General features: G+C 61.3%; 18 protein-coding genes and 1 pseudogene. 13 read left to right on the top strand and 6 right to left on the bottom strand.

Annotated elements, in window-relative coordinates:
- Positions 1 to 595: 595 nt before the first annotated feature.
- The 5 genes from nagA to JQC81_RS16430 all read right to left on the bottom strand — a co-directional run bounded on the left by nagA (position 596) and on the right by JQC81_RS16430 (position 6,440).
- Complete coding sequence (gene nagA, locus JQC81_RS16450) at positions 596 to 1,735, bottom strand: N-acetylglucosamine-6-phosphate deacetylase (RefSeq protein WP_203272876.1); 1,140 nt, start codon at positions 1,733 to 1,735, stop codon at positions 596 to 598.
- Positions 1,735 to 2,748, bottom strand: coding sequence for an SIS domain-containing protein (locus JQC81_RS16445; RefSeq protein WP_246520477.1), 1,014 nt, complete (start codon positions 2,746 to 2,748; stop codon positions 1,735 to 1,737). The genes nagA and JQC81_RS16445 overlap by 1 nt, the downstream gene beginning before the upstream one ends.
- A 70-nt stretch (positions 2,749 to 2,818) precedes the next feature.
- Positions 2,819 to 4,432 carry a putative N-acetylmannosamine-6-phosphate 2-epimerase gene (locus tag JQC81_RS16440; RefSeq protein WP_203272874.1) on the bottom strand — a complete coding sequence of 538 codons (1,614 nt, stop codon included), beginning with the start codon at positions 4,430 to 4,432 and terminating at the stop codon, positions 2,819 to 2,821.
- Positions 4,433 to 4,470: 38 nt separating this feature from the next.
- Positions 4,471 to 5,472, bottom strand: coding sequence for a Gfo/Idh/MocA family protein (locus JQC81_RS16435; protein WP_203272873.1), 1,002 nt, complete (start codon positions 5,470 to 5,472; stop codon positions 4,471 to 4,473).
- Positions 5,469 to 6,440, bottom strand: coding sequence for a Gfo/Idh/MocA family protein (locus JQC81_RS16430; RefSeq protein ID WP_203272872.1), 972 nt, complete (start codon positions 6,438 to 6,440; stop codon positions 5,469 to 5,471). Before JQC81_RS16430 ends, JQC81_RS16435 begins: the two co-directional genes overlap by 4 nt.
- A 111-nt stretch (positions 6,441 to 6,551) precedes the next feature.
- Here JQC81_RS16430 and JQC81_RS16425 point away from each other — a divergent pair, with 111 nt between their 5' ends.
- The 13 genes and pseudogenes from JQC81_RS16425 (at position 6,552) to JQC81_RS16365 (ending at position 18,658) form a co-directional block, all read left to right on the top strand.
- Positions 6,552 to 7,274, top strand: coding sequence for a FadR/GntR family transcriptional regulator (locus tag JQC81_RS16425; protein WP_203272871.1), 723 nt, complete (start codon positions 6,552 to 6,554; stop codon positions 7,272 to 7,274).
- A gap of 12 nt (positions 7,275 to 7,286) precedes the next feature.
- The gene (locus tag JQC81_RS16420; protein WP_203272870.1) at positions 7,287 to 8,870 is read left to right on the top strand and encodes an ABC transporter substrate-binding protein; all 1,584 of its coding nucleotides are present in this window, start codon (positions 7,287 to 7,289) and stop codon (positions 8,868 to 8,870) included.
- A 75-nt stretch (positions 8,871 to 8,945) separates the two neighbouring features.
- A complete protein-coding gene (locus JQC81_RS16415; RefSeq protein WP_203272869.1) occupies positions 8,946 to 9,905 on the top strand; it encodes an ABC transporter permease in 960 nt (319 codons plus the stop codon).
- Positions 9,906 to 9,907: 2 nt separating this feature from the next.
- Positions 9,908 to 10,789, top strand: a complete 882-nt coding sequence (locus tag JQC81_RS16410) for an ABC transporter permease (RefSeq protein WP_203272868.1) — start codon at positions 9,908 to 9,910, stop codon at positions 10,787 to 10,789.
- A 20-nt stretch (positions 10,790 to 10,809) separates the two neighbouring features.
- The gene (locus tag JQC81_RS16405) at positions 10,810 to 11,727 is read left to right on the top strand and encodes a dihydrodipicolinate synthase family protein (RefSeq protein WP_203272867.1); all 918 of its coding nucleotides are present in this window, start codon (positions 10,810 to 10,812) and stop codon (positions 11,725 to 11,727) included.
- 4 nt (positions 11,728 to 11,731) lie between these two features.
- Complete coding sequence (locus JQC81_RS16400) at positions 11,732 to 12,742, top strand: ABC transporter ATP-binding protein (protein ID WP_203272866.1); 1,011 nt, start codon at positions 11,732 to 11,734, stop codon at positions 12,740 to 12,742.
- Between the two features lie 2 nt (positions 12,743 to 12,744).
- A complete protein-coding gene (locus JQC81_RS16395; RefSeq protein ID WP_203272865.1) occupies positions 12,745 to 13,713 on the top strand; it encodes an ABC transporter ATP-binding protein in 969 nt (322 codons plus the stop codon).
- A gap of 129 nt (positions 13,714 to 13,842) precedes the next feature.
- On the top strand, positions 13,843 to 14,799 hold the full coding sequence (locus tag JQC81_RS16390) for a dihydrodipicolinate synthase family protein (RefSeq protein ID WP_246520476.1): 957 nt from the start codon (positions 13,843 to 13,845) through the stop codon (positions 14,797 to 14,799).
- A gap of 427 nt (positions 14,800 to 15,226) precedes the next feature.
- Positions 15,227 to 15,689: pseudogene (locus JQC81_RS16385) on the top strand (carboxymuconolactone decarboxylase family protein).
- The gene (locus JQC81_RS16380) at positions 15,676 to 16,560 is read left to right on the top strand and encodes a sigma-70 family RNA polymerase sigma factor (RefSeq protein WP_312887536.1); all 885 of its coding nucleotides are present in this window, start codon (positions 15,676 to 15,678) and stop codon (positions 16,558 to 16,560) included. The pseudogene JQC81_RS16385 and the gene JQC81_RS16380 overlap by 14 nt, the downstream one beginning before the upstream one ends.
- A gap of 164 nt (positions 16,561 to 16,724) precedes the next feature.
- Positions 16,725 to 17,276 (top strand): cysteine hydrolase family protein, encoded by a 552-nt coding sequence (locus JQC81_RS16375; RefSeq protein WP_246520475.1) that lies wholly within the window; start codon positions 16,725 to 16,727, stop codon positions 17,274 to 17,276.
- Between the two features lie 133 nt (positions 17,277 to 17,409).
- Positions 17,410 to 17,652, top strand: a complete 243-nt coding sequence (locus tag JQC81_RS16370; RefSeq protein ID WP_203272864.1) for a hypothetical protein — start codon at positions 17,410 to 17,412, stop codon at positions 17,650 to 17,652.
- A 400-nt stretch (positions 17,653 to 18,052) separates the two neighbouring features.
- Positions 18,053 to 18,658, top strand: a complete 606-nt coding sequence (locus JQC81_RS16365) for an HD domain-containing protein (RefSeq protein WP_203272863.1) — start codon at positions 18,053 to 18,055, stop codon at positions 18,656 to 18,658.
- A gap of 108 nt (positions 18,659 to 18,766) precedes the next feature.
- Here JQC81_RS16365 and JQC81_RS16360 read toward each other — a convergent pair whose 3' ends face one another.
- Positions 18,767 to 19,585 (bottom strand): aminotransferase class IV family protein, encoded by an 819-nt coding sequence (locus JQC81_RS16360; RefSeq protein ID WP_203272862.1) that lies wholly within the window; start codon positions 19,583 to 19,585, stop codon positions 18,767 to 18,769.
- Between the last annotated feature and the right edge of the window lie 137 nt (positions 19,586 to 19,722).

Genomic DNA, 19,722 nt, shown 5'->3' with positions numbered 1-19,722 from the left:
GTCCGTTCCGGACTATCGGCTCGGATCACTTTGTGGCGGACATGTCGCCAGATGAGCAACGCCGGAGGATGATCGGGCAGGAGGGTAGTCGCTACCACGGACTCAGGTTTATTCGGCATGAGGTCACGACGCCAATCGGCACGGTAAGCCATTCATGCTGAGGGATAATGCGGGTGCAGTCTCTCCCACTGTTCCACAGGCTTGCAGGCTTCGACTTCGAGATCAAAGTGATCGCGCGGGTTTCAGCGGCCGCCTGAACCTCCATGAGATTTGATCACGCGCTTGACTCAAATACCTACTTCTACGGTAGATTGTCGAGACCATGAGGTTTTGTGGAGCAGGTATGAAGCGCTTGAGAGCGGGCCCATTCGACGACAACTTCAACGTCTTGGAGAGGCTGCTCTTGAGAACGATCTTGGACTAATTGCCCCACAAACGCTTATGCTCTCCTATTCCGAGGACAGCTTTCTCGGGCGGTGAGCATCTCCTCAACACGGCATAGCTGATGCCTTCAGCCGGAAAGCGATGATGGGCATACCGGGGATGGTGAGTCGTGTTGATCGTTTATCTATGGCAGCATCACGTCAGCGCCCAGTTACGTTGATAGTGCCATTCCGCCAATCCAAGTCTGCCTCACCTGCAGGCTGTCGTCGAGGAGGACGAGATCGGCCCGATATCCAGGTGCGATGCGGCCAAGTTCATGATCGAGCCGCAGGAAGCTCGCCGGCACGAGCGAAGCCATCCGCAGCACGTCCGGCAGGGCGAGGCCTAAGCGCTCGACGCTGTTGCGCACGGCGCTCGCCATGTCGAGATCGGAGCCGGCCAGCGTTCCGTCCTCCGTCGTGAGCCTGCCATCCTTGCGGTAGATCGGGCGGCCGTGGAGCTCGAAGCTCGTCAGGTCCGTGCCGGTCACCGACATAGCATCGGTCACGAGCATCATCCGCTCCGTGCCCTTGGCGGCAATGGCCACGCGCAAGGCAGCGTCGCTCACATGATGGCCGTCGACGATGAGGCCGCACCAGGTGTCACGGCTGTCGAGCGCCGCACCCACGGGACCGGGGTCGCGACCGGCGAGCGGCGGCATGGCGTTGAAGAGATGCGTGAAGCCGCGCAGGCCGTGGCGGGTGGCTTCCATGACCGTGTCATAGTCGCTCGCCGTATGCCCGGCGCAGATCAACACGCCGGCGGAGGCAAGCCGCGCAATGGAATCCATGCTGTTGCGCTCGGGCGCCAGCGTCACGAGGGTGCGGCCCTCCTTCAGGGAGGTCAGGATCGCGATGTCCTCGTCCTCCATCGGGCGCATGAAGGCAGGATTGTGCACGCCCTTGCGCTCGGGGCTGATGAAGGGACCCTCGACATGGATTCCGAGAACGCCTGGGATGCGGGCCGCCAGTGCCTCGCGCATCGCCTCCATCGCTTCCGCCATCATCTCGCGGGTGTCGGTGATGAAGGTCGGCAGGAGCCCCGTGGTGCCATAGGCGCGGTGCGCCTGCGCAATGGTTCTCAGCCCTTCGACGGTCCGCACATCGTTGTAGAGAACGCCGCCGCCGCCATTGACCTGAACGTCGATGAAGCCGGGAGCCAGCAGGCCGCTCACTGCGCGGCGTTCGATTCCGGTGCCGAGGTCCTGAACATGCGGCACGCCCGCGATGCGGCCGTTCTCGATTAACACGGCGCGGCCGTCGAGCATGTGCGACCCGTCGAAGATGCGGGCGCCGGTCAGAGCAACGGCCATCAGACGGTCTCCGTCACCTTGCGCAGCCGCGGCGGGCTGTCGGGATTGCGCCCGCGTGCCAGCGCAATGGCGTTCACGAGAGGATAAAAGCTCTGAATGAGAGCGATCGGGGCAAGATAGGGATGCACATCCTCGACCGGCGGCAGCATCACGGAGGCAGGACCTTCCGCCGCGCCGGCCACCACGACGGGAACGCCCTGTTCGTTCAGCTTCGTCACAAGATCGTTGACGCCGCTGAGCGTCTCGTCCTGCTGGCTGAGGACCAGGATCGGGAAGTGGTCGCCGGCCAGCGTCCAGGGGCCGTGCATCAGCTCGGCGGCACTCATGGCCTCCGCATGAACGCCCGATGTCTCCTTGAGCTTGAGCGCCGCTTCCTGCGCCACGGCGAAACCGACACCGCGCCCGACGACGAAGAGGTTGTCGGCATCAGAAAGGAGCGGCAGCGCGGGGAACCAATCGACGGCAGACGCTTTGGCGAGAACGTCCGGCAGGGTGTCGAGCGCGTTCAGCAGGTCTTGATCCTGCGACCAGTGGGCGACGAGCTGCAGGCCTGCCGCCAGCGCGGCGATGAAAGACTTCGTGGCCGCCACGCTCTTCTCAGGTCCCGCATGGAGCGGCAGCACCACCTCGCAGGTGGAGGCGAGCGGCGAGGTGGTGTCGTTCACCAGCGCAACCGTCAGCGCGCCATCATCGCGCCCAGCCTTGGCGAGGTTGAGAATATCTGGGCTGCGGCCCGATTGCGACACGGCGAGGAACAGCGCATCGCGCATGCGCGGACGCGCCTCGTAGACGGAGGTCACCGACGGGCCGACGGAGGCGGTCACGAGACCGGAATGGATCTCGAGCAGGTATTTGACGAAGGTCGCCGCATTGTCCGAGCTACCGCGCGCGCAGGTCACGGCAAAGGGCGGAGGCGAGGCGCGCAGACGCTCGCCCAGCTCCCGGCAGAGGGGCGCATTGCTCTCGAGCAGGCGCGAGACCACCTGCGGGGCCTCCTGCGCTTCGCGCACCATCCTTGTTTCCATATTCAGGCGCTCTGACATATCATCCTCAGATACCGGGGATGTCGCGGACATGCGGTGGCTACGCATTGAGTGCGGTAGCACCGGCGGCTGGAGCCGTATCCATTTCGAGGTGTTTGATGGGCACCTTCCTCTTCAGAAGATCAGCTGCGCCTAAAAGGCCGGCATCGGCACCGAGGAGGGCCGGTGCCAAGGACGGCCTGAGAGCAGAGGGGAAACGGGACAGAGCGGCCTCAAGACGGGGCAGGAAACCTGCTGCCAGGCCTACGCCGCCGCCGATCACCATGACCTCCGGATCAAGGATCGCCTGGAATCCCGGAAGAGCCATGGCGAGATGATCCACAGCCTCCGCGACAATGCCTTCCGCCCAGCTCTCGCCCGCCGCCAACGCGGCGAAAACCTGTCTGGCATCCGCATCATGGCCGGCGGTGCGGGCTGCTGCCGAGATGGCGAAGCCAGACGCCAGATCTTCCAAGCGGTGATAGCGTTTTCCCGGAGCCGGCACCGGAATTTGGCCGACATGCCCGGCAAGACCGCCCGATCCACTCAGGAGCTGGCCGCCGACGACGGCCCCTCCACCAATTCCGCTGGATACTGTCAGGAAGAGAAGATCGCGGCCTCGGCCAGCACCGAAGCGATACTCGCCCCAGGCTGCGGCCTGAGCATCATTCAGGGCCAGAACGGGACTGCCGAAGTGAGCGGCCAAGCGTGATGCCAGCGGGAAGTCTGCTGGGACGGGCAAAGTCGCCGGATTGACGGCTGTCCAGAGTCCGGTCCGTATCAGACCGGTCACGGCGGCCGCTACACCACTATACCGCCCGTGCCAGTCCCTTGTGGCATCGGCGGCAGCTCTCAGCCACACCTCTGCTCCGTCAGCGGGCTGAGTCGGAATCTGCCGCCGCTCGAGGACGCGGTTTTCCAGGACCAACGCCACAGCCGTCTTGCTGCCGCCGATGTCGATCGCAAGCATCGGCCTCGCTGGGGATGCTTCGCCTGCAATAGCGTCAACGAACCATTGCGTGATGTGCTCTGGGCGGGTGATGGCAGAGCCGACAACTACCGCCGCAGCCCCCGCGCGTATGGCCGCGGCCGCTAAGCGAGGCTCGTTGTAGCGGCCCTCAGCGAAGACTGGCTTACCCAACTTGGAGGCCTCTTCAACCAAACTGATATCCGGTGCACGCGGAGGAGGCCCTGCATCCGTGTAGCCGGACATCGTGGTGCCGATAATGTCTGCACCGAGTGCGCTTGCGTTCCTTGCCTCGGCCACTGTCGCAATGTCTGACATCGCAATGCGGCCCTGTGCGTGTACCGCCTCGATCAGGGTCAGCACTGGTACGGGCCTGACTCGGTCGGTAGCGTCGAAGGCGATGATCGTCGCACCGGCCTCGGACAGCGCGTTGATGTCTTCGAGCCATGGTGTGATCCGGACCGGTGTGTCCGGCAGGTCGCGTTTCACAAGACCGATGATCGGCAGCGAACAGGCAGCGGCGACAGCAGCGACATTGGCGATGCCTTCGATCCTGAGTGCTCTGGCGCCGGCATTCCGGGCAGCCAGTGCGAAGCGCACGACCGATGCGGGATCATCGAACGGGCCCTCAGGAACGGGCTGGCAGGAGACGACCAAGCCGCCCTTCAATCGCTCGGTGAGTGCTGTGGCCGCAGACTGTGAGGTCATGACTGTTCCGGACTTGTGTGGTGTTGTCGAGCAGAGCTTTACACTAGGAAGGTGCCGGGGATCGGGACCTCGCACCGGCTGGCGCTAGCCCGGTGGGCCGCTTCGATGCAGGCAACGACGTGGCGTCCATAGGCTCCGGTGACCGGGGAGGGCGTATCGTTCATGATGCTGGCGGCGAGGGCCCGCCACTCGCGTGCCACGGCCGCCCCCATCCAGTTCGGCTCGATGGATCCGGGAACTGGCGTCCAGACCCCGTCTTGTCCAGTGGAAACTCCATGATCGAAATCGATCCGGATCGTGCCGTTCTCGCATACAAGGTCCATAGCGAAGGTCACGGCACCATCGCGGTAGCCGACGCTGGCCACTTGGCCGACTCGGCCATTTGCAAAGCGCAAGCTGATCAGGGCTGCATCATCAGCCTCTTGTTCGTGGAAGTAGGTGCCGGTCATGGCTGTCACCCCGACTACCGGCTGCCCCATGAGCCATATCAACCGGTCGAGCGCATGGATGCCGGCCGTCATCAGCATCCCGCCCCCTGACGCATGGTTGATGTGCCAGGGACGCCGGTTGCTCTCCATCCACAGCTTGATCATCCAGCTCGAGCCCAGAACCGGCGCACCGAACACGCCCGAGTCGATGATCTCCTTGGCTTTGAGGCAGGGCAGGGCAAAGTGCATCACGTGCCCGATCATGAGTTTGACACCGTACGCATCCGCAGCCGCAAGCATGGTGTCGCAGGCAGCGACGCATGGCGCCATCGGCTTCTCAAGCAGGATATGCTTGCCTGCCTGCGCCGCCCCGATGGTGATTGCTTCATGCAGATGGTGCGGCGTGGCAATCAGAACAGCATCGACCTTTGGATCCTCGAGAAGCGCAGGCCAGTCGCTATAGCCCTTGCCACCATGTTCGGCCGCAAACGCTGCGGCGGCGTCCGCATCCTCGCGGCAGGACGCGACGAGCCTGACCTCCTCAACCTCCGCCATCGCGCGGGCGTGAACCGCTCCGAAGTGGCCAGCCCCGATAATCCCTACTCCGATCATGCTGTTGCCTTCTCGTATGCGGCGTCGATGACCTGCATCGCTGCCTGATAGTGCTCAATGCTGACCGTGGGGGCCTCACCGGAGCGGAGCCTGGCGAATGTGTCAGCCATGAACAGCCGGTAGCGCGTGCTAGGATGCTCAGGGACGAGCGTGCGGATGCTCCCGTCATCCAAGGTCGCGCACTGTGCCGTCTCACCTCGGTCAATCAGGTAAGCGTTGCGGGTTGCGATCCGCCACTCGAAGTCCCCGCCCGGAGCCATCGAGGCATAGGTGTAGCCCGCTTCGACCGTGAAGAGCGTTCCGGCCTCGTCGCGCAGGGTCACGTGGGCGTGGTCCTCGACCCGCTCGTCATGGTTGCGATTTCCGATGGAGGCTGAGACGACGCGCAAGGTTCCCTGGGTAAGCGAAAGGGCGGCATCGATGCCATGAATTCCGAGGTTGCGCAGTGCCCCGCCGCCGCTGATTGCCGGATCGAGCATCCAACCGACTGCGTCGTCGCGGTAGCGTTGAGGAGGGCCGTTGACGATCCGGAAATGACAATGGGCGAGCTTGCCGAGGCGCGCCCTCGTGTCGAGCTCCGCCATTGTACGGAAGACCGGGCCGAAACGGTTTGGGAAAGGTACGCCGACAAAGCTCCCCCGGCTCCGGGTAGCCTCGACGATATGCATCAACTCGCTGGTGGTGGGGGCCGCCGGCTTCTCTAGGATCATCGGGATGCCGGCGGATACGACCTTCAGTGCGACGTCCCGAACATTCTTGGGGAAGCCCATGACAACAATCAGGTCAGGCCGCTCATCGAATACCTGCTGAACGCTCTTGCGAACCGCGACATTGTAGGTGGCGGCAAACTTGGCTGCCGCTCCCGTATCAGGATCCCAAACGGCCATGACCTCGCCGCCTGAGGACCTCACCGCATCCAGATGCATCGCGGCGTGCCAGTGGCTCACGCCCAGCAGACAAACCCTCATATGATAGACCTGTCCTCTTACCCACTTGCTGGATATCCTACAAGCTGATATGTAGCAAGAAGATTATGAGTACCACTGCGCCAACCTGGAGACGGCGAGCAGGAGTGAGGAATGTCCGGTTTGAGAGACATAAAGCCCTTGACCAAACCGCCATCCCTGCATGTAACCGTACAGGAGAGCCTGCGCAGCTACATTGAGGACAACCAGCTCAAGGCTGGGGACGCGCTGCCGCCCGAGTCTATTCTTGCTCAGCAGCTGGGGGTCAGCCGCAACTCTGTCCGGGAGGCGATCAAGGCTCTCGAATCCGTGGGTATCCTGGAAACCCGCCGCGGCATCGGCGTCTTTGTGAAGCAATTCTCGTTCCAGCCCCTGCTGGACAATCTCGCTTACGGCCTCGGCGACGCCCTGCGGGATGTTGAGGAGCTTCGTGACTTACGCCGTGTTCTCGAAACCGGGCTCATCCATAAGACAGTTGAGATGATCAGCGAGGAGGATCTCGCCGCTTTACGCCAGGTGACGGAGCGCATGCGCCAGCGGGCCGAGCGCAACGAGAGCTTCGCCGAGGAGGACGAACAGTTCCATCGACTGCTGTTCCGCTGCCAGAACAACCGGATGCTCACCGGCCTGATCGAGATCTTCTGGCGGGCCTTTTACAAGGCTTCCAACTTTGCCAACCTCGCCAATTCCGACCCGCTCTCTACGTGGCGCGATCATCACGAGATTGTCGAGGCGGTGGCGGCGCACGATGTCGAACGGGCCCGGGAGAGGCTCGACAAGCACTACGAGGGCATTCTCGAAGTGATCGCCAATAACAGAAGAATAGCTACCACATAACGGGAGGAAATGATGCAGCTGAAAACTTTGACACGAGCCATCTCCGTCGCAGCGCTTCTTGGGGCAACAGTCCTGACGACTTCAGTGACAGCCCAGGAACAGAAGACGATCACGGGCGGCTTTGACGTCGGGCCCGGCGGCTTCCAAGGCAACTTCAATCCACTTGCGGCGACAGGTGGGTTCACCTGGCTCAACGTCTACTTTGAGCCGCTGATCAACTACAATGCTGATCTGACGGCGATCGAAGGGGCTCTCTCCACCGAATATTCAGTCAATACTGACAAGACCGAGTATACCTTCAAGCTCGCCAACGAGACGTGGCACGACGGCAAGCCTTTCACCTCCAGGGACGTGAAATTCACGGTGGAACTTGCCAAGAATGGTGAAACCGGAACGGTCTTCGCCGCACGCCTCAACGCGATCGCATCCGTTGAGACGCCTGACGAACGGACGGCAGTCATCAAACTCTCGCGCCCCGACGCGGGTCTCCTCGCGACGCTGACGAAGCTCATGATCCTGCCCGAGCATGCGCTTGCCGGCACGACGCCGAAGGAGCTGGCAACCAGCACGTGGTGGGCGACCAAGCCCATTGGAACAGGCCCCTTCAAGTTCAAACAATATGTGACCGACCAATACGTCGAGCTGGTGGCCGACGACGATTATCGCCTTGGCCGGCCAAAGGTGGACCGGGTGATCAACCGCTACTTCAAGAACACAGCGGCCGCCGTAGCAGCGCTGCGCGCGGGAGAAATCCAGTTCACCTACGTTGAGCCCGACGATGTCGCGGCTTTCAAGGACAACAAAGGGTTCAAGGTCATCGAAGGACAATCCTTCGTGGTCAACTACGTGGGCTTCAACCAACAGGTTCCGCTCTGGAAGGACGTGCGTGTGCGCCAAGCCGTGATGCACGCCATCGACCGCCAGGCCATCATCGACAGCCTCTATGGCGGAGCCGCGACTGTCGCCAATTGTGGCTACGTTGCCAAACAGCTTGTCCCTGAAGGCTTGAACCCCTATGCCTACGATCTGGCCAAGGCCAAGGCTCTCTTGGCGGAAGCCGGTTGGGATAAGATCAATGGCAGCAAGCCGATCACTTGGCTGACCTATTACAACACACCCCAAGCCGCTAATGTCATGGCGGCTGTGCAGGCCATGCTCGCGCAGGTCGGCATCAACGTGGTGCCGCGGGTCGTCGACACGCCGACCTATAACGGCATCATCTACGCCGGCAACCCTGACTTCAACCAGTTCCCGCTCGTTTACGCCGGGCTTCAGAACGGGCCAGATCCGTCGGGTCTCAACATTGGCCTGAATGCGGCACAGAAGCCCCCCGCCGGGGCGAACTTCCTGCGCATTGAGATGCCGGAACTGACCAAGGCGCTCGACACCGCGCTTGCGGAGACCAATCCGCAACAACTCAACACGCGCTACCAAGACGTTTGCAAGGCGATGAACGCCAATCTCCCCTGGGCCACCATGTGGGTCGCCAACCGCTATGGCGTTGCCTCGACCAAGCTGAAGGATTTCGTCTGGGTGCCCGCTCCGGCCGGCGGACCTTACAACGCGCACCCGGATAAATGGTCAATCGAGAGGTAAGCGCACCCGTCGGAGCATCGGGGAAGGCGGCACAGTCCCAATTGGGCTGCCTTCCCATACCCACAAGGCATACTCATGCTGCCGTACATCCTGAGGCGCCTCGCCACCGGTCTGCTGATGCTCGTTGCCCTAAGCATGCTCGTCTTCGTCCTTCTGCGCTTGGCACCGGGCGATCCGATCGACGCTTACGTCAACCCCAACGTTGCCATGTCCCAGGCGGAGATGGATGCAATACGGGCGCGTCTTGGGCTCGACCAGCCTCTGCCCATTCAGTATCTCGCGTGGCTGCGGGCTGCCGCTACCGGCGATCTCGGATACTCGATCCAGCGTAACGGTGTGAGGGTTCTGCCCCTTGTGCTCGAACGCATTGGGCCAACCATCCTGCTGATGGCAGCTGGACTGGTCATCGCAATTGTCATCGGCATCGGGGCGGGGATTCTCAGCGCCGTCAGGCGCAATTCCCCAACTGACATCGGCTTTTCCGTCATCGCCTTCTTTGGCATCTCGAGCCCCGCCTTTTTGACGGCGCTCCTAGGCTTGTACCTGTTCTCAGTAGTCCTCCGCTGGGCGCCATCCGGCGGCATGCTGACACCTGGCGCCCCGTTCTCGATTGGCGACCTCCTCGCCCATCTCGTGCTGCCCGCCTGCCTTCTGTCCATCGGCCATGCGGCCCTGATCATGCGCTACATGCGCGCGTCGCTCCTCGAAGTGCTGAACCAGGATTATGTCCGTACCGCTCGTGCCAAAGGCGTCAAGGAGTTCTGGGTTATCATGAAGCACGCGGTGCGCAATGCACTGCTGCCGGTCGTCACCCTGATCGGGTCAACCATCGGCATTGCGGTGGGTGGAGCGATCTTCATCGAGAGCGTCTTCAACTGGCCCGGCATGGGACTGCTCCTGATCAATGCCGTCGATACCCGTGACTATCCGGTCATCATGGGCGCGACGCTGATCATCGGAGCGTGCGTGATCGTGGTCAATCTCCTAACCGACATCGCGTATGCCGCCGTCGACCCCCGTATTCAGGTCGCCTGACCATGAGTGCTCCTGCCGCCATACCTGCTTCTCGCCGAGGGCCGATCGCCCGGGCCCTCGGCCGATTCGTCACCAACCGCATGGCTCTTTTGGGGCTCACAGTTTTTATCGTCATTCTCATGGCAATCCTGTCCTATCCGCTCTGGTGGGCGTATACGCCCAACCAAATCGACCTGCGCGCCCTCAACAAGGGGCCTAGCGCCAGCCATTGGTTTGGAACCGACGGCGTCGGGCGCGACGTCTTCGCGCGTCTGATGCAGGGCGGCCGTATCTCGCTTCTCGTGGCGGTTACATCCGTAGCGGTCTCACTGGTCATTGGCTTCCTTGTGGGTGCGGTATCATCCTTCAGCGGGCGTGTGGTCGACGGCGCCATCATGCGCCTCGTTGATCTTGCCATGACGCTGCCCCCGGTTATCCTGCTGCTTGTCCTCGCCTCGATTGTCGGGACCGGCATTGTGCCCACAATTGCCGTGATCTCGCTGCTGTCATGGCCCGTTCTGTCACGCATGGTCCGAGCCCGTCTTCTTGAGCTGCGCGAGCGCGACTTCGTGGTCGCTGCGCGCGGAATGGGAGCCGGGATGGGTCACCTGCTGTTCCGACACGGTCTCCCGAACTGCATTGATATTCTCGTGGTCTATGCAACCCTGCAGATCGCTAATGCCATCCTGCTCGAGGCAGGCCTGTCCTTCCTTGGACTTGGCATCGCTCCTCCAGAGGCCAGCTGGGGTAATATGCTGAATGCGGCCCGCTCCACCAGCGTGCTTGAGCAGTATGTCTGGCAATGGATGTTCCCAGGCGGGGCACTGGTCACCACAGTGCTGGCGATCAACTTCGTCGGTGACGGCCTGCGTGACGCCTTCGATCCCCGCTCCGATCTTCAATAACCAAGCAACAAAGGCTCACTATGACCAACTTCCGCGGCGTTGTGCCTCCCGTCGTCACTCCCCTGACCGAGAACTTCGAGGTCGATTATCCCTCCTACACCAAAGTCCTCGAACATCTTATCGCGGGCGGTGTGCACGGCCTCTTCGTTCTCGGCTCGACAAGTGAGGTGATCTTCCACGACGAAGCCACCCGGCGCCAGATCCTTGAGCATACGGTGAAGGTGGTGAACGGACGCCTGCCAGTTTTGGCCGGTGTCATCGATCCGACCACTGACCGGGTCATTGGCCATGCAAGAGCAGCGCAATCGATCGGTGTCGATGCCGTTGTCGTGACGGCTCCCTTCTATACCCGGACGAGCCAGCCGGAAGTCGTCGACCATTTCCGCTACGTGCGCGAGGCGCTTGAGATCCCCGTGATTGCCTATGACATTCCCGTCTGCGTGCACACCAAGCTCGAGCGCAAGACAACGGTGACGCTGGCCCGCGAGGGTACCATCGCTGGGCTCAAGGACTCAAGCGGTGACGACGGCAACTTCCGCTTCTGCCTGCTCGATCTCGCCGACAAGCCCGACGTCTTCCTGATGACCGGCTCCGAGATCGTCGTCGATAACGTCCTCCAGATGGGAGCGCATGGTGTGGTCCCGGGTCTCGCCAACGTGGACCCGCATGGTTATGTCCGGCTGTGGGATCATGCTCAAGTGGGCAATTGGGAGGCTGCGCGCAAGGAACAGGAGCGTCTGTGCCGGCTGTTCGAAATGGTCTGGGTTTCGCTTCCTCGCACCAGCGCGGGTTCGGCGGGGGTGGGCGCCTTCAAGACCGCTATGCGCTCCCTCGGCATCATCGCCACCAATACGATGGCGCGGCCCCAGCGGTCGCTCAACGCTGAGGAGGCTGCAAAAGTCGAAGAGATCGTCCGCGCCGCGGGGCTCAGGAGCTGAAGCCATGCGTACCGCCCCGATCCTGGATATCTCAGGCCTCAAGACGGTGTTCCGGATCGGGGGACGGCAAGTGGCCGCCGTACAAGACTTGGAACTGACCATTGCGTCAGGCGAGACCCTGGCGCTGGTCGGCGAATCCGGATCGGGCAAATCCGTCACCAGCCTCTCGATCATGGGGCTGCTACCCAGGGCAGTGGGGAAGGTAGCCGAGGGCAGCATTCTGTTTCGAGGAAAGGCGGGCCAGGCACGGGACCTGACCAAACTCGATGCCGAGGGCATGCGGCACATCCGGGGCAATGACATCGCTATGGTCTTCCAGGAGCCCATGACGAGCCTCAACCCGGTCTATACTATTGGCGAGCAGATCGCCGAGCCCATGCGCATCCATCTTAGGCTAAGCCACAAGGACGCGGCTGCCGCGGCGGTCAAGCTTCTGGCCGATGTCGGCATCCCCGATCCCGAGCGGCGCGCCAGGCAATATCCGCACGAGCTCTCGGGCGGCATGCGCCAGCGTGCCACCATTGCGATGGCGCTTTCCTGTGACCCGGTCCTGCTGATTGCCGACGAACCGACCACCGCACTCGATGTGACGATCCAGGCCCAGATCCTCGATCTCTTTCAGAAGCTGCAGGCGGAACGGGGTATGGGCATCTTGTTCGTCACGCATAACCTAGGGGTCGTGGCCGAGATCGCCGACCGGGTGGCCGTGATGTATGCAGGCCGGATTGTCGAGACCGGCACCGTTGCCGATGTGTTCAGGCATCCACGGCACCCTTACACGATCGGGCTGATGCGCTCCGTCCCCAGGCTGGGGGAGGCGACCGAGCTGAGACGGAAGGGGATCCCGCTGCCGACGATCGCGGGCTCCGTGCCGAGCCTCATGCTGCTCCCGAAGGGCTGTTCCTTCGCTCCCCGTTGCCCCTATGCAATTGACGCATGCAGGGCCGATGTTCCGCCCTTGTATGAAACCGGCAGTGGCCAGAAGAGCCGCTGCATTAGATGGCAGGAGGTTTAGGGATGGAAGAACCGCTGCTCTCGGTCAGAGGATTGACCAAGCATTTTAAGCCGGCTGGATTTTCCCGCGGGGCAGTCGTGCGCGCTCTCGAGGATGTTTCCTTCGATGTCCCACGCGGCAAGGTTGTTGGCCTTGTCGGGGAGTCAGGCAGCGGCAAGACCACGATCGGGCGATCTGTGCTGCGCCTAGTCGAACCAACATCCGGCGAGGTACGCTTTAACGGGATCGATCTTACCAAGCTGTCTGCTGCCGAGATGCGCCGGCAACGCAAGAGCATGCAGTACATTTTCCAGGATCCCTTCGCGAGCCTGTCGCCGCGAATGACGATCGGCCAGATTCTGACGGAAGGTCTTGAGATTCAACGTGTGGGGACGCGCCAGGAGCGGACCCAGCGTGCTAAGGCGGCACTCGAGGCCGTCGATCTGCCAGCTGACGCCTTTGAACGCTATGCGCATGAGTTCTCGGGTGGGCAGCGCCAGCGGATCGGGATCGCACGCTCCTTGGCGCTTGAGCCGCAGTTAATCGTCGCGGACGAGCCTGCCTCGGCGCTAGATGTTTCAATCCAGGCTCAGATTGTCAACCTGTTGCGCGATCTGCAGATCCGCCTCGGTCTGACGATGCTCTTCATCTCCCATGATCTGGCGGTCGTCGAGTATATTTGCGATACGGTCATCGTGCTTTACCTCGGGCGTATCATGGAGCTTGCGCCGAGCGAACAGCTTTATGCGGATCCGCGCCACCCCTATACGCGAGCGTTGCTCTCAGCGATTCCAAACCCAGATCCTACCAAGTGCCGCACCCGGCAGATCCTGAAGGGTGATATCCCAAGTCCGGCAAACCCACCTTCAGGATGTGTTTTCCGGACGCGATGCCCCTATGCGGTCGAGCGATGCGCTGGGGTAGTGCCGCCTCTCGAAGAGGTTTCGCCGGGACATTTCAAGGCCTGTATCCGGCACGAGGTGAGCGGATGACGCCGGTAAGCGGAAGACGGCATCAACGCTCCCTCAGTTCCTCCGCGTTGCGCCGCCACCTACAACCCCAGATTTGACAGCCGGAGGGATTGAGGCATGCAGCCAACGGTTCACCAGACGAGAACTCTGATGATGCATCGCACCGCCGGTGATAGCGCGCCGTCGCGGCTGCGCGGCAATTGGGCGACACTTCTTCTTCCGATTGCAGACGACGACTCGGTTGACTTCGGGCGGCTCGCCACCGAGATCGAGGCGTTAATCGATGCGAGAGTCGATGGTGTCTATTCCAACGGAACGGCCGGTGAATTCCACAACCAGATGGAGATTGAATACGACAGGATTCAGGAACTTCTTGCGGATCGGTGCACCGCCGCCGGCGCCCCCTTCATCATCGGTGCGTGCCATCCTGACCCGTCGGTCTCATGCGATCGAATCCGCCGGGCTACGCGTCTTGCTCCCGCTGCCATCCAGGTAATCCTGCCGGATTGGGTGCCGGTGACCGATTCCGAGGCTGTCGATTTTCTCTCTATGGCGGCCGATGCTGCAGCGGGGATACCCCTCGTCTTGTACAATCCGCCTCACGCAAAACGCGTATTGACGCCGGCGGAGCTTGAATCGGTGCTGCGGCGGGCAGGTTCCGCTGTCCATGGCATCAAGCTCGCCGATGGCGACGCCCTCTGGTACGCCGCGGCACGGCAGCATCTCACCGAATGGGCCGTTTTCGTTCCCGGCCACCATCTTGCGACAGGCATCAGCGAAGGCGTCGCAGCAGGCGCCTTCTCCAACATTGCCTGTCTCAGCCCTCGCGGTGCTCAGGCTTGGACCGATCGGATGTCGTTCGATCTTCCCGCTGCCCTCGACCTTGAATGCAGGATCCGCACGTTCCTGGATACATATATTCTGCCTTACCGCCTCAATGGCGGTCACTCCAATGCGGCACTCGATAAGCTGCTAGCCTCCATCGGCAACTGGGCCCCGATCGGAACCCGCTTGCGCCGCCCCTATCGCTGGATCGCAGAAGCAGAGGCCAACCGTCTGAGATCCATCGCGCGGGACCTTCTTCCTGAATTATTCAAGGGTCAGTAGGTGGGGCGATATCCCTAATGGGATGGGCACTCCGAGCGCCCGTTTCACTCGAGTTTCGGAATTAATCGCCCCGGAGACTCTTTCGCTTCACCATCATCAACCTCATGGCCAAGCCAACGGATCTGGCCTTGATGGTTGCATTATGAAACCATTTGATTGGAAACGCACGGCCATGTCTATAGACCACAGTGTGGCGCCCAGCGGCGCCGTTAACGGTGACGCACGCTCTCACAAGATCGCACGCCAGGATGAAGCCGCCGGGAAGGGCCGGGCCACGGGAGGTGCGCCTTGACCGAACTTGAGCCGCGTCACATCCCTGCTGGGTGGGGCCGCCAATTGCGTGAACTAAAATTACCATTACGGGCATGTCACATCCGGGGGGCTCGTCCTCGTCTTGGGGGCGTCACGACCCTTCACTGAGGACAAAATGACCAAAGCCAGATTGGACTACTTCGCCGCCGCACCCGACGCCATGAAGGGCATGCTCGAACTCGAGAAGGCTGTGAAGAACGTTAGCTTGGAGCCGAGTCTCGTCGAGCTTGTGAAGATCCGGGCCTCCCAGATCAACGGCTGTGCCTACTGCATCTACATGCACACCAAGGCCGCGCGGGAGATTGGCGAAGCCGAGGAGCGCCTCTACCTTCTCAATGCCTGGCGTGAGTCCCCGCTGTACAGCGATCGGGAGCGGGCGGCACTCGCCTGGACCGAGTCCTTGACGCTGATCTCCCAGACCCATGCTCCGGACGAGGATTATGCGGCCTTCAAGGAGCATCAGTGACAAGGAGCAGGTCGAACTCACCCTGGTGGTCAGCGCTTACAACGCCTGGAACCGGTTCGCCATTGGCTTCCGCTCCACCCATCCCGCGAAGGCCGGCCGTGCCGCCACTTGAGACAGAGGCGGCGGATCTGTTCCGCTCGCTTCGGCCGAGGCTGATCCGCCTTGCCTACCGCATGCTCGGCTCCATCGCAGAGGCGGAGGACATTGTCCAGGAGGCGTGGCTGCGTTGGCACAAGGCCGACCGCTCGGCCGTTTGGGACCCACCCGCCTATCTGTCTCAGACAGTCACCCGTCTGTGCCTCGATCATCTCAAGTCGGCGCGGGTGAGGCGCGAGACCTACATCGGTCCGTGGCTGCCTGAGCCGGTCTTCGATGCCGGAGCGGATGATCCGGATGAGGATCTGTCTCTGACCCTTATGATGGCGCTGGAACGTCTCTCCCCGCTGGAGCGGGCAGCTTTTCTCCTGCACGACGTGTTCGGCATGGGTTTTGACGAGATTGCCACAACGCTGAGCCGCGAACCCGCTGCCTGCCGCCAGCTTGCGTCCCGCGCCCGCAAGCATGTGCAGGCGGCGCGACCCCGCTACAGCGTCTCGAAGGACGAGGGCCAACGCATTGCGGAGGCCTTCTTTGCCGCCTCCCGGAGCGGCGATGTTGATGCCCTCAAGACACTCCTGGCGGAGACCGTGGTCGCCTACACCGAGGGTGGTGGCGTCAAGATCGCAGCCTTGAACCCGCTCCACGGTTTTCGTCGGGTGGCCCGGTTCTTCGCTGGTTTGGCTCACAAGGTGAATGGCGCTCAACCTCCCGTGCTCTATCGCGGTTCGATCAATGGCCTGCCGGGTTTCGTGACGCTTGAACGGGGAGACGTGGTGGAAACCACGGCCCTGCAGGTCGAGGATGGGAGGATCACAGCCATCTATATCGTCCGAAACCCGGAGAAGCTCCGCCACCTGCCACAGATGTCTTACATACGCTACTAGGAGTCCTTGGGTTCCCGTCAGGACAACACCACGATTCGTCGTTTCTTACGGAAGTGAGAACGCTCGCAAAGCATAACCATAATGACCGTGTCGTATGTCCCGATCACACCGATGGTGCCACGGCTATTGTGGTTGACTTTGATATGAAGTCTCGGAGGACAGGAATGTCGATTGATTTCCAGAGGAGCGACATTGATCGCGCGGCTCTCGTCATCATGCACTACCAAGCCGATGTGTTCTCTATTCTCTTCGGGGAACAGCCGTCGCCGCTACTGGACCGGTGTAACGCTCTGATCCGCCGCTGGCGTGAGACCGGTCGGCCGGTGGCGTTCCCCAACTTCTCGCTGGGCGAGGAGTATCAACATGCCCCGCCGGCGACCAACCGCCAGATCACACCGTATTTGCCGAGTGGACGATTTCGTACCGGCCTGCCCGTCGAAGGGCTGGCGACCGAACGGGGCGACCTGTTCTATGCCTGTCCGCGTGCCAGCGTCTTTCACGGCACCTCGCTCGATGCCGACCTTCGAGCACGCGGCGTCAACACGCTTGTGATGGCGGGGATCAGCACCACCGGCGTTGTTCTCTCAAGCGTCGCCTGGGCCAGTGATGCGGACTACGACCTGCGTCTGGTCAAGGACTGCTGCTACGACCCTGATCAGGAGGCCCACGAGGCTCTCTTTCGCTCCGGGTTCGGTGGACGCGTACAGGTCGTGTGAAGCGCGAACTAACCTGTTCTGCGAACCCGTCTTGTCACGAATTCAGTTGCAGCATCGTCTTACAGTGGGGTCGAGCGGAGGTTCCTCCGGCGGCTCAGTTCTAACTACAAATACCCCACTTAGGACAATCAGCATGAAGGAAGATTCGCGGCTAGAGAAGGGCAGATACTGTTCCGACAGTGCATTCTACGGATCTCAGATTGGCATAATCATTGTTGCTCTTCACATCATCCACCACGTCATCATAGATGCCATTCCGGAAGATACACTCGCGCATGTAGCCCGTGAGCTAATTGCCGGGGCGCTTGGCGGTGCTATCCTGTTCGCAGTATTTAACTTCTCAGTTAGAAGACTCCGGAACATGACTGCTCTTTGAGCGTCCGGCGACGAAGGAGCAAGCGCACCTGCGAACCGGAGATCCTCGCATGGTCTTGAAACTTCTGACACTTGGTCTGACAGCGCTGGTCCTAGTGCCGAGCGCCGCACACCAATTCGAGATGCTCGTAAGCACGGGCTTGATCGCGACGCATACTTTATAGTCCAGGGAATCTATGCTGTTGAGCTTGGTTTGGCATTCCGACTTTCACAACGGAGTGCGCGACATACCATTGGCAGTGGGCTCGGCTGAGCGGTACCATGCCATCGCTTCTGTTCAACCCGCGTTTCCAATCCTATAACCTCCGGAACTTCGGGGCAAACGGGACGACAGCCATGCCACTCCTCGGTCGCTTGGCTTAAATCCCAGCTTCCCCGACCGACTGAGTGAGAGGCCTCCTGTGACGATCAACCCAGTAGAAACCATCCGCAAGCAGCTCGACTTCCTACCAGAGCTCGACCGGCTTAAGTCGGTTCTGCGGCAGTCGCCACTGATCAATCGCGCCCGACGGGAAAATTCGGCCGAGCATTCATGGCACCTTGCAATGTTTGCTTTGGTTCTTTCGGAACATGCCGAGGGGGTGGATGCCCTGCACGTTGTTAAGCTCCTGCTGCTCCATGACATTGTTGAAATTGATACCGGAGACGCGCCCATCCACGTCGCAGGCAGGGATACGGCTGTGTTGATGCAAGACGAACGTGCGGCCGCCGAACGCATCTTCGGAATGCTGCCTCTCCATCAGGCGCAGGAATTTCTCTCCCTCTGGCTGGAATTCGAACCTGGGGTGACACGCAACGCACGCTTCGCCAGGGCGCTGGATCGCCTTCAGCCCTTGCTCCTGAACACGCTCACGAATGGAGGTACATGGGCCGAGAACGGCGTCACTGAGCAACAAGTCATGGATCGCTACGGCCCCGTGATTGAGGGAGGCTCTACTCTTCTATGGCAGGTGGCCTCCGCTATGGTTCGGGAGCACTTTTATAGACGTCATGCTAACGTGAGCTAGGGCGACGACCTTTGACCAAGATACGCGATAACCATGTGTAGGAGAATCCCGCCCGGACCTCAGGGAGCCCTTCCTGTGTGTTGAGTCTGGGAGAGCGCGTGCACGCCCTCACGGTGACGTCAGTGGTTCCGCTTGATAGGCCCGATTAAGCAGTTCCAACAAGGCAGGCGCGTCTGGTAAACGGGTCGAACCGATCTGTCGAACGGGAACCCCCGGCGTCCAGGAGTTCATGACGACCGCTCCGGACAATATCGAAAGATCTGCGAGTCTCACCTCCTGCACACGCTGGGGAACGCCGAGGCGCTCCAACTGCCGACGGAGAATACTCATCGTGATGCCGCTCAGCACGTCTGCCTCAGGCCACACCACCGCGTTTCCATCCCAGAATGCGAGGTTCCAGATCGTTCCTTCACTCAGCCGATCTAGATGATCAACAAAGGCAGCGTCATCAAATCCTTGTGCGGCAGCCTGGCGGAGGAAGTACGTCTTCGCGACCTCGCCAACATGCTTCACGGCTGGCAGGACCCGCTCGTGTTTGACCGTCATCAGAGATAATGGACCCTGCGGGCCGGCCGCCGCTGGTCCTGTACGGATCAGGACCTCAGGTTCCACATCGGGCCCGGCAACCGTAAACTCGCCCGCTGGTGAGTAGATCGTCGCCATCAAGGAAACGTCAGCCGGCCCCGCCTCTATGGCCATTCGCAGATACGATCGCACCTGATCGTCAGGCAGTGCCCGACCAAACAGTTCTAGCGAGGCGGAACGCAGCCGCTCCAAATGAAGGTCGAGGCCCCGGATCTGTCTCCCTCGCACCTGCATGGCTGTGAAATGGGCATACCCAGCGAAGGATAGCGGCGCCAGATCCTCGCTGGTCGCTGTCTGGCCGTTGCGTTGCACAACAAGAAATTCTGGTAAGCGATTCGCCATTGGGTTCACTCCAGTGCCTTGCGTCGAAACATGGACGTTGCCGTGTTTCGCTATGTGAATGCGTCAGTACTTGCGATCATCGTCCATTGAATGCGATCGAGGAAACGAGTAGTTCTTGATGAATCATTCAATCTGGC

Source organism: Microvirga arabica, assembly GCF_016811235.1.
Taxonomy (GTDB): domain Bacteria; phylum Pseudomonadota; class Alphaproteobacteria; order Rhizobiales; family Beijerinckiaceae; genus Microvirga; species Microvirga arabica.
The sequence above is the reverse complement of the archived record's forward strand: the minus strand, read 5'-3'. Positions and strand labels throughout refer to the sequence as shown.